The sequence below is a fragment of the Leclercia adecarboxylata genome (assembly GCF_035787115.1).
In the GTDB taxonomy this organism is placed as follows: Bacteria; Pseudomonadota; Gammaproteobacteria; order Enterobacterales; family Enterobacteriaceae; genus Enterobacter; species Enterobacter adecarboxylatus_E.
In genome coordinates this window covers 131883-144159 of sequence record NZ_JALKTL010000003.1, presented here as the reverse complement: position 1 = coordinate 144159, position 12277 = coordinate 131883, and the positions used below count along the sequence as shown (strand labels likewise).

The following is a 12277-nucleotide window of genomic DNA, read 5'->3' as shown; positions in this document are numbered from 1 at the left end:
AAAAGGAACGTTATGAAAAGACACGTATTATTTATCATCAGTCTGCTGTTTTTCAGTACGCAGAGTATCGCCGACTGCAAATATTTAGGTAACACAGGTGGCGTTGGCCTTACGCTGAACCCCAGGCTTCTATCAGATAATAGTTTACCCGTAGGAAGTATACTGTATGCGAAAACCATAGGTATCTCCAGCATGAAAACTTTCTATGGTTGCGATATCACATCCGCCGATCCGGATCTTTATCGAATTGATATCGGTTCGCTCGCTCAAGTCCCGGGCGTAACGGGAATGGGCGGCAAGGCCGTCTATGAAACGGGTATAGATGGTATTGGATTTCAAGTATCAGATGCTTTATCAGGTGAACCTGGTCGGCCTGTGGTTGCAAAGATCGGTACTTATCCTTTAACAGCAAAAGCAACTTCAGGTATTAAACAATGGACTGTCTGGTTAATAAAAACGAAACCTATTATTGATACTTCGACGACGACGGCTCCTGCTATTGTTATCAGATATGCAGCAGGTAGGTCAGGACAGGTTAATTCTTTAACTGCAAACACGCTCCTCCTTCGGGTTACCTTGAATATGGGTGCAGTCAAGTACCGAGAAACTTCATGTAATTTAACGCCCAGGGGGGGAAATATGGTCAAACTTGACCCTATAGAAGCGGCCGATCTGAAAAAAATATCACCTTCCAATGCTACAGGTAAAGGTAAGGAAGTGATTTTAGATATGACCTGTCCTGGAGATGCTCAAAAGTTAAATTATAACTACTGGTTTAACCCTATATCTGGTACCGAAAGTAAAGCTGGCGTCTTGTCAAACACAACAAGCTTCGCTGCTGGCGGGGCCAAGGATGTTGCTTTAATCGTGAAGCAAGGTGTAACTCCTGTAAATTTTTATGACTATGATGACTACCAAATAAATAACACCAAAGCGACACAACAAATTAAGTTCAATGTTGATTATTATCGATTATCCACGGATATCTCCCCAGGCAATGTTACCGGGTTGTTGGAAATAGTACTGCAAGAGAAATAACCTCGCTTAAATTAAAAATAAGGCATACTAATCTATGCCTTATTTTTTATATAAGAACATCTTAAATCATCAATTAATTAAGCCCGTCATGTTGACTTGGTTATTATATTAATGCAACAATTTGCTTGTCGGTGATATCAAGGCCGACTTTATTTCAATGAATATTTAAATTACATAGGATAAATTGAAATTATGAGAGTTTTATCCAATCACGAAATGCAACATGTTGATGGTGCAGGACCTATTCTGGATAGTTTAGGCTCACTTCTCTATCGCATTACAAACCCTAAAAACTCTGATCCTGTAGTTGATCCTTTCATGGACAACATGAAAAAAATGTTTGGGGCCTCAGCAGGAAGAGATTTAGCTAAGATCGTCCAAAAAATTGGTTTAGTCGATGTTGTAAATTCCATTTTTGGTTGGTAACGATCGGTCCGAAGGGTTTGCATTTTCAATAAACTATGATGAAGCTGTTTCTGGTCTTTCATGGCTAGCATACAGCGATTTATTAACAAATAACTTACCGCCGGAGGTAAACACGATTATAAAGATCTTATCGTTCTAACATATTGAAGTTATTTAATTTCAATATATGTATTGTCATAAACAGGAATTTATCATGAAAGAACTCAGCGTTCTTGAAATGGAACAGATTTCCGCTGGAACAATCGATACTCTGGCTTCACGTTTAGCTGCAACAGTAGTGGGAGCAGTAACCTGGGGAGTTTGGGGCACTTTGATTGGCGGTACGCAAGGCGGAGCAAACGGCGGTCTGCTCGGTTTTGGGTTAATTGGTAATATTGTCGGTATGTTTTGGGGGCTTGCCTGGGGTGCTGTACTTGGCGGCGTATCAGCCTTTGTTCACGGCTGGGATAAAACTTTAGCACTCTCAGAAAAAACGTTTAATAACACCGCTGATGGCCAATATACTCCTTGGTCGCAATAAAAATATATATCATTCAATTAATAAAGGAATATTAGTATGAAAGAACTTAACGTTTTCGAAATGGAACAAATTGCTGCTGGCGTTCAGGATAATATATTCACCCGTATCGCCGCAGCTGCTTTAGGCGCAGCGACCTGGGGAGTTTGGGGTACTTTAATCGGTGGAACCCAGTCCGGCGCTAACGGTGGCCTGCTTGGTTTCGGTGGTTTTGGTAACCTTGTTGGCATGTTCTGGGGTCTTGCTACTGGCGCCATTGGCGGTGGACTTTCAGCTTTTGCACAAGGTTGGGATAAAACTGTGGCCCTGACAGAAAAAACCTTCAATAACCTGCTTGATGGTCAGTTTGTTCCATGGTCTCAGTAATTTCGTTTAAACTTAAAGGATAATTCTATGAAAGAGCTAACCACATTTGAAATGGAACACGTTGCAGCTGGCACCTTAGGTGGCCTGATTGACCGTATCGGCGGCGCAGCTCTGGGCGCACTCACCGCTGCCGTCTGGGGTACGCTCATTGGCGGAACGCAATCCGGCGCCAACGGCGGGCTGCTCGGTTTTGGTCTGCTTTCTAACCTTGTTGGCATGTTCTGGGGCCTTGCAATGGGGGCTGTTACCGGGGCAGTAGGTGGGTTTGCTGTGGGCTGGGATGCGGTCCTGGCGTTGAATGAAAAATCACTCAATAATATCGCGGATGGCCAGTTTGTGCCGTGGGCGCATTAATTAATAATTGTGCCATGACAATTAAATAAGGGAATATTATTGTGAAAGAACTTAACAGTTTTGAAATGGAGCACATTGCTGCTGGCACCCCAGGCCTGATTGACCGTCTGGGCGGCGCAGCACTGGGCGCTGTCACCGCTGCCGTCTGGGGTACGCTCATTGGCGGAACTCAATCCGGTGCCAACGGTGGGCTTCTCGGTTTTGGCCTGCTTTCTAACCTTGTTGGCATGTTCTGGGGCCTTGCAATGGGGGCTGTTACCGGGGCTGTAGGTGGGTTTGCTGTAGGCTGGGATTCCGTTCTGGCGTTAAATGAAAAATCACTCAATAATATCGCGGATGGCCAGTTTGTGCCGTGGGCGCATTAATACCCAAGCATAAAAACAGAAAAGACCCTAATGGGTCTTTTCTTTGTCCATCATTTATCAGCCTTAAAATATCAATTAAGCTTATATAAATTTCATTTCATCTCAATACCCTATTAATATGTACCATTAAAATAGCATAAAGGATTATTGTTTCATTCTAAAAATATATGTCTTGAACGCTTTATAAACCATTCGACAGGTAAAATGAATACCAATGAAAAAAAGCATATATCGCAAGGAAGCGATTGAGTATAAAAAATACTATTGGAAAGGGAAAGTTTTATTACTCGCAGGGATGCCTGCGTGGTTAATATCCTTGCTCTCACTCGCATTTCTTACAGTACTCATACTCACTTTATTCTTATGTAACTATACGCAGCGTATTGATGTTAGAGGTGAAGTGATAACGCTGCCCCACTCTATTAATGTTTTCTCTTCGCAACAAGGATACGTGATAAAGCAGTATGTAAAACCTGGCGATCTTGTTGAAAAAGGAACGCCGCTGTACGAGATAGATGTATCACGTAGCACCAGTACGGGCAATGTTTCGGATTTCATGAGCAAAGCCATTGCAGATAAAATTGCAAATGCTGAAGAAATCATCAAAAAAATCACTAAAAACAAACATGAAACATTAAACGCCCTCAATGAACAGGTGAGTCAATTCAACAGTGCACTGGTAGAAACAGAATCCATGCTGAAAAATACCAAGATTGGCCTCAACGAAATGCGCAAAAATTTGAAGAGCTATGATAATTACTTACGTAAAGGTTTAATTACGAAGGATCAGTATAATTATCAGCACTCTTTGTATTTCCAGCAGCAAAGTGCTTATCAATCTTTAACCAGCCAAAGAATGCAGCAAGAGTCTCAGCTAACACAGCTGAAAAGCGATATTGTCACCAAAGCAGCGGACTTTGACAACCAAATTACCGGTCAGCGCAACAATATTAATGACTTTAAAAATCAGATGGTTGAATCCAATGCTAATGGCAATATGGTCATTAAAGCTACGGCCAGTGGCAAAATTGAGTCAATCTCTGTCACCGTTGGTCAAATGGTTGATAAGGGAAGCAGTCTCGTACAGATAAAACCTACCGGCAACGTAAAATATTATTTAGTTTTATGGCTACCGAATAATAGCATTCCTTATGTTAAACCCGGGGATACGGTGAATATACGCTATGACGCTTTCCCCTCTGATAAATTTGGGCAATTTCCTGGTAAAATCGCAACGATTTCATCAGTGCCAGCATCTCGTCAGGAAATGGCTGAATATACAAACGTTAATAACGTGAATGCAATGAATCAACAAGAACTCGCTCTTTATAAAACCTTAGTTGAGATAAATGACAAGTCATTCAAATATAATGATAAAGAATTATCTCTTTCTAATGGGTTAAAAGCACAGGCGATTGTTTTCCTTGAAGAACGACCACTTTACATGTGGATGTTTACGCCGTTTTATAAAATTTCACAAAGTATTAGTGGGCCGATCCAATGACAAATGAATTATTTACATCAATTCTTTCTAAGCTGAATTTTTCTCTGCGTAAAAAAACGCCGGTGATATTGCAGGCAGAAACCTCAGAATGTGGTATAGCATGTTTGTCTATGGTTTCCGGTTATCATGGTCTGGAAATTGATTTATTTAATTTTCGCCAACGTTTTGGAAGTTCATCCCATGGCGTAAACCTTCTTGAATTAAGCAAAATTGCAGAACATGCAGGGCTGAAAAACCGTGCGCTCTCTCTGGATTTGGATGAAATAAGGCAACTGAAGCTTCCATGTATTTTGCACTGGAGTATGAATCATTACGTCGTCCTGACTAAGGTCAAGCGTTCAACATTTGTTGTCCACGATCCTGCGTTAGGGAAGCGTATTATTGGCGTTCAGGAAATGTCTAATCATTTTACTGGCGTAGCCATGGAGCTCTGGCCTGGTAACAACTTTCAGCAAGAGAAAGCAAAAAGTCGTTTGCGCCTCGTTGATTTGATGAAAAATATCAACGGGCTTAAACCTGCACTGGTCAAAATATTTGCGCTATCGGTAGTGGTCGAGGCTATCAACCTGTTGATGCCAATTGGCACACAGCTCGTAACAGACCATGTGATTATCGCCCATGACCATAGCCTGCTATCTGTGATCTGTATCGGTTTAGTGGTCTTTACGTTATTCCGCACCTTTGTCAGCATGATTCGCGCATGGACTTCACTCACCCTGAATACGCTGACAGATATCCAGTGGAAAACAACCTTGTTTGATCACCTGAGTAGTCTACCGCTGAGTTTTTTCGAGAAGCGTCATCTCGGTGATATTCAGTCGCGTTTTTCTTCTCTGGATGTTATTCGCTCAACTTTTACGAACAGCATCGTCACCGGTATCATTGATGTCATCATGACCGTCGGCCTGCTGGTCATGATGTTCCTGTACGGGGGCTGGCTGGTATGGGTCGTTCTTGGATTTACGTTATGCTATGCGCTGATGCGATTTGGAACCTACAACTTCTATCGCCGTATATCAGAAGAACAAGTCATCAAAAGTGCGCGTTCCGGTTCGCATTTTATGGAATCCCTGTACGGCATCTCCACTATCAAAGCTCTTAATCTTAAGGAGCGGCGTTCAAAGCACTGGCTAAACATCAACATTGAAGCTTGCAATGCGGGTATCAAACAAACCCGTTTTGACATGATGTTTGGCGGCTTTAATGCCTTTATTAACAGTATCGATCAAGTGGCGATCTTATGGATAGGTGCCGTAATGGTCATTGATAATAATATGACGCTCGGTATGTTCATGGCATTTAACGCCTACCGCGGTCAGTTTGCTCAGCGTGCATCCAGCCTTATCGACCTGATTATGCAGATGCGAATGCTCTCCCTGCACAACGAACGTCTTTCGGAAATTGTGTTCAGTGAACCGGAAGCTGAAATGCCCCAGCGTCGTGTATTTGAACCTAATAAAGGTGTTGTGCTGGAAGTTAAAGATTTAACCTATCAGTACGATCCTTTCTCACGGCCCATTTTTAGCGATCTTAATCTTACAATTCAACCCGGTGAATCTGTCGCGATTATTGGTCCTTCAGGGGTAGGTAAAACAACGTTACTTAAAGTCATGTGCGGATTATTGCTGCCTACCAGTGGCACCGTAATGGCTGATGAACTTGATATTTCAAAAATTGGGTTAAATAACTATCGAATGAGTACAGCCTGTGTGCTGCAAGAAGATCGCCTATTCTCCGGATCCATTGCGGATAATATCTGTAGTTTTGAGGACAATCCGGATCAGGAACGTATTGTTGCCTGTGCGCAATACTGTAATATCCATGATGAGATAATGCGTATGCCCATGGCGTATGAGTCTATTGTCGGTGAGTTGGGCCTGGGTATTTCTGGCGGACAAAAGCAACGTATTCTTATTGCTCGTGCACTTTATCGCCAGCCGAGCATTCTCTTTATGGATGAGGCTACCAGCCACCTCGATTTGGCAAACGAATCGTTTATTAATAATTCAATTTCAAGCCTAAAAATTACCCGTGTTATCGTCGCACATAGACCTTCCACTATCGCATCAGCAGACCGTGTGATTGATTTATCTCAATATGGTAAGCACACCCATTCAATTCAGGCATAATGTATATAAGGGACTAATATGATTAATTATCTCAAAGGATTAAACACCGGCATTCTCATGCATGAACAAGGTTTCATGGCAATGGCACTCAAGATTAAAACAAGCCATGACCAGACTCATATGTTCTATTTGCAGGGACAAGAACTTCGAGATCTGATGATGATTCTGCAGAACAGATTAGTGTCTCTGCAAACTGGTGTCGTAAACAACCAGCAAGAGATGACAACCTCTGTTGAAAGCACAAATCAAGAGCTGGTGAATCATATACCGGTAATTGAGCAGCAAGAGGTAGAGCAACCGAACGCAGACTACCTGGTAAGTTCCTTATCTGTAAGCTTTACTGAGCATGAATTTAAGCTTGTTTTAATATTAAAAAATGAGACCTTGCATCACATCACAATTTCTGATTTACAGATTCACTTTATGATGCTTGCGATTGCCAGAGCTTTAGGTAATGTCAAAAGTGATAATCTGGTAGCCCTGTTCTCTGCTGGACTAAATTACTCACCCATTTACGACGCCGAGTTTAATCAAAATGGTACGATTGATTACAGTCTGATTGAAAATGAACAGTGGAAGCTTGATTTATTCAGTCAGTTTTACCTCATCATTTATGGCCTCGAAAATAAAGATGGACTTGAATTAAAACTTGGTGCAGTCGTTAAAGCTCATGCTGCGATAAATGAACAAGAAATGAATGAAATAGCAAGGAACTTTGCCTCGAAAAGCAAAAGGCTGATGCCGTATTGTAATCAGTTAGCCATGATTAAGAGCACCCCTCTGGCTTTTGAAAAATATGGTCTGCCCTCCCCAAATGAAGCGCTTCAACCTCTCGCAGAGTTTCATAAAGCCCTGCGGATGCATAAAGCTTAATAAAGTAACCAGTACTCTTACAAGGATGTGGGTACATAAAGAACAAAGTAGCAGAAGCGACTTTATTCTTTATTTAATGCAGAAGCTCGTTGTTTGCATTTCTCATTGCTGGGTAAAGAACGAGAAAGTTCTATCTTTTGACAAGTATTACCCTCATTTTGGCCTCGATGAAGCTATTCTCCGAGGCCTTTTTTTACATTTTTAATTCGGACACTTATAAACCTGGCCCTGCATTTCGCTGGCGGTAGGCACAAAGCTGGACAGCATTCCCTGCGTCGGGCTGCTCACGCCATAGATCACATTACCGCCCATTGCAGCCGCCTGGTTCCGCAAGGCATTGGCTGCGCCACGCATTGAGCCACCCTCTTCCCCATGCTGACCAGACAGCCAGTTACTCTGTTTACCGGTGGCGGTGCCAACCAGCTGGCATTCGCTGCCAGGTTTATCTTCAACAAAGCGAACGCTCTGCCCGCCAGCTGTTAATTCATTACCAGAACTGCAACCCGCCAGCAGCAACGCTGCCCCTACGATCCCTGCCCAGACTTTTACGCGCATGTTATTCCTCAAATTCATAAGATGGACAACTGCTGTCCTGTCTGAACCTTATACTAAAAAGATGACCAAAAGAAAAACCCCCGATCATTTCTGACCGGGGGTTTGTTCATTTCTGCGAGGTGCAGAACAACATGATTACATCATGCCGCCCATTCCACCCATGCCACCCATGCCGCCAGCAGCACCTAAGTCAGGCGCGTCGCTTTTCGGCAGGTCGGTGACCATGCACTCGGTGGTGATCATCAGGCCAGCAACGGAAGCCGCGTACTGCAGCGCAGAACGAGTTACTTTAGTTGGGTCCAGGATACCGAAGTCGATCATGTTGCCGTACTCTTCGGTCGCTGCGTTGTAACCGTAGTTACCTTCGCCTGCTTTCACATTGTTTGTTACAACAGACGGCTCTTCACCGGCGTTGGAAACGATCTGACGCAGAGGTGCTTCCATTGCGCGCAGCGCAACTTTGATACCCACGTTCTGATCTTCGTTCTGAGCGGTCAGGCCAGACAGTTTAGCTGCAACGCGAACCAGCGCAACACCACCACCCGCAACCACGCCTTCTTCTACCGCAGCACGGGTCGCGTGCAGGGCGTCATCAACGCGTGCTTTCTTCTCTTTCATCTCAACTTCGGTGGCTGCACCGACTTTGATTACTGCTACACCGCCTGCCAGTTTCGCTACGCGCTCCTGCAGTTTTTCACGATCGTAGTCAGAGGTCGCTTCTTCGATCTGCTTACGGATCTGAGTCACGCGGCCCTGAATTGCATCTTCTTCACCCACGCCATCAATGATGGTGGTGGTGTCTTTGTTGATCACAACGCGTTTCGCCTGGCCAAGATCTTCCAGCGTCGCTTTTTCCAGCTCCATACCGATCTCTTCAGAGATGACGGTACCGCCAGTCAGGGTAGCGATATCCTGCAGCATCGCTTTACGACGATCGCCGAAGCCCGGAGCTTTAACGGCAGCAACTTTCACGATACCACGCATGGTGTTAACCACCAGGGTCGCCAGCGCTTCGCCTTCAACGTCTTCAGCGATGATAACCAGCGGCTTGCCTGCTTTCGCAACGGCTTCCAGCACTGGCAGCATTTCGCGGATGTTAGAGATTTTCTTATCAGCCAGCAGGATGAACGGGCTTTCCAGCTCAACAGCGCCAGTTTCTGGTTTGTTGATGAAGTATGGGGACAGGTAACCGCGGTCAAACTGCATACCTTCAACCACGTCCAGTTCGTCTTCCAGGCCGGTACCGTCTTCAACGGTGATCACGCCTTCTTTACCGACTTTATCCATCGCTTCTGCGATCAGTTTACCTACGGTTTCGTCGGAGTTAGCGGAGATAGTACCAACCTGAGCAATGGCTTTAGAGTCAGAGCACGGTACGGACAGCGCTTTCAGCTCTTCAACAGCGGAAGCGACAGCTTTGTCGATACCACGTTTCAGATCCATCGGGTTCATACCCGCAGCAACGGCTTTCAGACCTTCAGTGATGATAGCCTGCGCCAGTACAGTTGCGGTGGTGGTGCCGTCACCTGCAGCGTCGTTCGCTTTAGAGGCAACTTCTTTCACCATCTGGGCACCCATGTTTTCGAACTTGTCTTCCAGCTCGATTTCACGCGCTACGGAAACGCCATCTTTGGTGATGGTCGGCGCGCCGAAGGATTTGTCCAGAACCACGTTACGGCCTTTCGGGCCCAGGGTCACTTTAACTGCATCTGCCAGTACGTTTACGCCGCGCAGCATTTTCACACGAGCGTCGTTACCGAATTTTACGTCTTTAGCTGCCATTTTAATCTTTCCCTTAAATTCGTATGTTCAGTGTCGTTCGCGGATTACGCTTCAACAATTGCCAGAATGTCGCTTTCGGACATGATCAGTACTTCTTCATTATCGATCTTCTCGGACTTCACACCGTAGCCATCGTTGAAAATGACGATGTCACCAACTTTAACGTCCAGCGGCTGCACATTTCCGTTTTCCAGAATGCGACCCTTACCGACAGCGATGATTTCGCCACGAGTTGATTTTGCTGCTGCAGAACCGGTCAGAACGATGCCGCCCGCAGATTTGGTTTCAACTTCTTTACGTTTGACGATCACACGATCATGTAACGGACGAATACTCATTGATAGCTCTCCTTTGAGAAAGTCATTATCAGTTATGGGTGACGCCGGGCCGTAAGCGGTTTTCCGGCTAGTGCCCTGAGAGATGGGGATGGGGTTTTACCCCTTCAAGGGGTAGTCGAAAAAAAATTTGTGAAAGTGTTACCATCCCCTCTCTTTTATGGCGGCAGGACAACGGAATGAGTGGACTCAAACAGGAGCTGGGACTCGCGCAGGGTGTTGGCTTACTTTCAACCTCTTTATTAGGTACAGGCGTGTTTGCCGTACCGGCGCTGGCGGCCCTGGTTGCGGGTGATAACAGCCTGTGGGCCTGGCCGGTACTCATTGTGCTGGTGTTCCCGGTAGCGGTTGTCTTTGCCATTCTCGGGCGACACTTTCCGAGCGCGGGTGGGGTGGCCCATTTTGTCGGCATGGCGTTTGGCCCGCGCCTGGAGCGCGTCACCGGCTGGCTCTTCCTCTCCGTCATTCCCGTAGGCCTACCTGCCGCCCTGCATATCGCGACGGGTTTTGGCCAGGCGCTGTTTGGCTGGCATGACGCGCAACTGCTGCTGGCTGAACTGGGTACGTTGGCCATCGTCTGGTGGGTCGGCTCTCGCGGGGCCAGTTCCAGCGCCAACCTGCAAACCCTGGTTGCTGTCCTGATTGTGGCACTGATTGCCGCCATCTGGTGGGCGGGAGATATTCACGTCACCGCCATCCCCTTTCCTGCGTTAACCGATATCGACCAGTCTCAGCTTTTTGCCGCGCTTTCCGTCATGTTCTGGTGTTTCGTCGGCCTCGAAGCCTTCGCGCATCTGGCCTCAGAGTTTAAGCAGCCGGAACGTGATTTCCCGCGCGCCCTGATGATCGGTTTGCTACTGGCGGGCTCGGTTTACTGGGCCTGTACGGTACTGGTGCTCCACTTCACCGCCTATGGCGCGGATATGGCCGCGGCGGCCTCGCTACCGTCCATTGTGGTGCAGCTTTTTGGCGTGAAGGCGCTGTGGATCGCCTGCGTGATAGGCTACCTCGCCTGCTTCGCCAGTCTGAATATCTACATCCAGAGCTTTGCCCGGCTGGTGTGGTCTCAGGCGCTGTATAAGCCGGAAAGCCGTCTCGCACGGCTGTCTAAACGCCAGCTTCCCCTGAACGCACTGAATACAGTGCTGGGCTGTTGCGTGTTAAGCACGCTGGCGATCTACTGGCTGGACATCAACCTCGACGCGCTTATCGTCTATGCCAACGGCATCTTCATTATGATCTATCTGCTGTGCATGCTGGCGGGATGTCGACTGCTGAAAGGTCGGTATAAAGCGCTGGCTGTTATCGGTGGGTTGCTCTGTTTACTGCTGCTGGCGATGGTGGGATGGAAGAGCCTCTACGCCATTGTGATGCTGGCAGGGTTGTGGCTGTTTTTGCCGAAGCGGGGTGTTGTGTAGCCCGGTGGCGCTTCGCTTACAGGGCCTACAGGCTCCGTAAGCCAGATAAGCGCAGCGCCATCCGGCAAACAATCAACGGTCGTCTTTATGATCCAGGCGATCGTGCTGCTCGTCTTTGCGGTGATACTCCCCGTCAAAGGTTTCTCCCCCGCCCGTTCCGGCGCTAAACCCGCCGCCCGGCATGCGGTTGAAACGTAAATGCGGCATCAGCTTCAGGGTCAGGTGTTTTTGCACTGGCGGCAACAGCAGCAGCAGACCAAGGAAATCGGTAAAGAAACCCGGCAACAGCAGCAGCAGACCGGCGATAATCAGCGACACGCTTTTGACCATCTCCGCCGCCGGACTTTCGCCTGCGGCCATCTTCTGCTGCATTAACAGGAAGTTTTTGAAACCCTGATTACGCACCAGCGACATGCCAATCACCGATGTGAAAATGACCAGAATCAGCGTCAACAGGACGCCAAACACATGGGCGACCTGAATAAAAATAGAAATCTCTATGTAAACATAGAGAAAGATTGCAGCTAACGGTATCCAGCGCACTGGCTTCTCCTGTGTGGCAGACGCCATTAAGGCCTCTGTCGGTATGAATTTGCGGTTCGCGTCAGTCAGAAA

General features: G+C 46.6%; 14 protein-coding genes. 10 read left to right on the top strand and 4 right to left on the bottom strand.

All coding sequences use genetic code 11. The features are described from left to right. Positions 1-12: 12 nt before the first annotated feature. The 9 genes from MXM41_RS11560 (at position 13) to yjeJ (ending at position 7572) form a co-directional block, all read left to right on the top strand. Complete coding sequence (locus tag MXM41_RS11560; protein WP_325932067.1) at positions 13-1038, top strand: fimbrial protein; 1026 nt, start codon at positions 13-15, stop codon at positions 1036-1038. 192 nt (positions 1039-1230) lie between these two features. Then, entirely contained in the window at positions 1231-1464 is a 234-nt protein-coding gene (locus MXM41_RS11555) for a hypothetical protein (protein ID WP_325932066.1), read from the top strand. Between the two features lie 193 nt (positions 1465-1657). After that, entirely contained in the window at positions 1658-1984 is a 327-nt protein-coding gene (locus MXM41_RS11550) for a hypothetical protein (protein ID WP_325932065.1), read from the top strand. Between the two features lie 36 nt (positions 1985-2020). Then, positions 2021-2347, top strand: a complete 327-nt coding sequence (locus MXM41_RS11545) for a hypothetical protein (RefSeq protein WP_325932064.1) — start codon at positions 2021-2023, stop codon at positions 2345-2347. A 27-nt stretch (positions 2348-2374) separates the two neighbouring features. Next, a complete protein-coding gene (locus tag MXM41_RS11540; RefSeq protein ID WP_325932063.1) occupies positions 2375-2701 on the top strand; it encodes a hypothetical protein in 327 nt (108 codons plus the stop codon). Positions 2702-2742: 41 nt separating this feature from the next. Beyond that, a complete protein-coding gene (locus tag MXM41_RS11535; protein ID WP_325932062.1) occupies positions 2743-3066 on the top strand; it encodes a hypothetical protein in 324 nt (107 codons plus the stop codon). Between the two features lie 214 nt (positions 3067-3280). After that, the gene (locus MXM41_RS11530) at positions 3281-4570 is read left to right on the top strand and encodes an HlyD family secretion protein (RefSeq protein WP_325932061.1); all 1290 of its coding nucleotides are present in this window, start codon (positions 3281-3283) and stop codon (positions 4568-4570) included. Beyond that, on the top strand, positions 4567-6699 hold the full coding sequence (locus MXM41_RS11525; protein WP_325932060.1) for a peptidase domain-containing ABC transporter: 2133 nt from the start codon (positions 4567-4569) through the stop codon (positions 6697-6699). Before MXM41_RS11530 ends, MXM41_RS11525 begins: the two co-directional genes overlap by 4 nt. A gap of 18 nt (positions 6700-6717) precedes the next feature. Beyond that, entirely contained in the window at positions 6718-7572 is an 855-nt protein-coding gene (gene yjeJ / locus MXM41_RS11520) for a YjeJ family protein (protein WP_325932059.1), read from the top strand. Positions 7573-7773: 201 nt separating this feature from the next. On the opposite strand, the gene MXM41_RS11515 is transcribed toward yjeJ, so the two are convergent. The 3 genes from MXM41_RS11515 to MXM41_RS11505 all read right to left on the bottom strand — a co-directional run bounded on the left by MXM41_RS11515 (position 7774) and on the right by MXM41_RS11505 (position 10247). Further along, the gene (locus tag MXM41_RS11515; RefSeq protein ID WP_325932058.1) at positions 7774-8127 is read right to left on the bottom strand and encodes a DUF4156 domain-containing protein; all 354 of its coding nucleotides are present in this window, start codon (positions 8125-8127) and stop codon (positions 7774-7776) included. A 135-nt stretch (positions 8128-8262) separates the two neighbouring features. After that, complete coding sequence (gene groL / locus MXM41_RS11510; RefSeq protein ID WP_325932057.1) at positions 8263-9909, bottom strand: chaperonin GroEL; 1647 nt, start codon at positions 9907-9909, stop codon at positions 8263-8265. A gap of 44 nt (positions 9910-9953) precedes the next feature. Then, positions 9954-10247: a co-chaperone GroES gene (locus tag MXM41_RS11505; protein ID WP_032616151.1), complete on the bottom strand. Its 294-nt coding sequence runs from the start codon at positions 10245-10247 to the stop codon at positions 9954-9956. A 176-nt stretch (positions 10248-10423) separates the two neighbouring features. Between MXM41_RS11505 and yjeH the strand changes: the two genes are divergently transcribed. Next, positions 10424-11662, top strand: coding sequence for an L-methionine/branched-chain amino acid transporter (gene yjeH, locus MXM41_RS11500; RefSeq protein ID WP_325932056.1), 1239 nt, complete (start codon positions 10424-10426; stop codon positions 11660-11662). Positions 11663-11734: 72 nt separating this feature from the next. Here yjeH and MXM41_RS11495 read toward each other — a convergent pair whose 3' ends face one another. After that, positions 11735-12205 carry an FxsA family protein gene (locus MXM41_RS11495; protein WP_325932563.1) on the bottom strand — a complete coding sequence of 157 codons (471 nt, stop codon included), beginning with the start codon at positions 12203-12205 and terminating at the stop codon, positions 11735-11737. Positions 12206-12277: the final 72 nt, after the last annotated feature.

Excerpts from the sequence above, each read along its gene's own strand:
- MXM41_RS11560 (WP_325932067.1), top strand. The coding sequence starts at position 13 with ATGAAAAGACACGTATTATTTATCATCAGTCTGCTGTTTTTCAGTACG.
- MXM41_RS11555 (WP_325932066.1), top strand. The coding sequence starts at position 1,231 with ATGAGAGTTTTATCCAATCACGAAATGCAACATGTTGATGGTGCAGGA.
- MXM41_RS11550 (WP_325932065.1), top strand. The coding sequence starts at position 1,658 with ATGAAAGAACTCAGCGTTCTTGAAATGGAACAGATTTCCGCTGGAACA.
- MXM41_RS11545 (WP_325932064.1), top strand. The coding sequence starts at position 2,021 with ATGAAAGAACTTAACGTTTTCGAAATGGAACAAATTGCTGCTGGCGTT.
- MXM41_RS11540 (WP_325932063.1), top strand. The coding sequence starts at position 2,375 with ATGAAAGAGCTAACCACATTTGAAATGGAACACGTTGCAGCTGGCACC.
- MXM41_RS11530 (WP_325932061.1), top strand. The coding sequence starts at position 3,281 with ATGAAAAAAAGCATATATCGCAAGGAAGCGATTGAGTATAAAAAATAC.
- MXM41_RS11525 (WP_325932060.1), top strand. The coding sequence starts at position 4,567 with ATGACAAATGAATTATTTACATCAATTCTTTCTAAGCTGAATTTTTCT.
- yjeJ (WP_325932059.1), top strand. The coding sequence starts at position 6,718 with ATGATTAATTATCTCAAAGGATTAAACACCGGCATTCTCATGCATGAA.
- MXM41_RS11515 (WP_325932058.1), bottom strand. The coding sequence starts at position 8,127 with ATGCGCGTAAAAGTCTGGGCAGGGATCGTAGGGGCAGCGTTGCTGCTG.
- groL (WP_325932057.1), bottom strand. The coding sequence starts at position 9,909 with ATGGCAGCTAAAGACGTAAAATTCGGTAACGACGCTCGTGTGAAAATG.
- MXM41_RS11505 (WP_032616151.1), bottom strand. The coding sequence starts at position 10,247 with ATGAGTATTCGTCCGTTACATGATCGTGTGATCGTCAAACGTAAAGAA.
- yjeH (WP_325932056.1), top strand. The coding sequence starts at position 10,424 with ATGAGTGGACTCAAACAGGAGCTGGGACTCGCGCAGGGTGTTGGCTTA.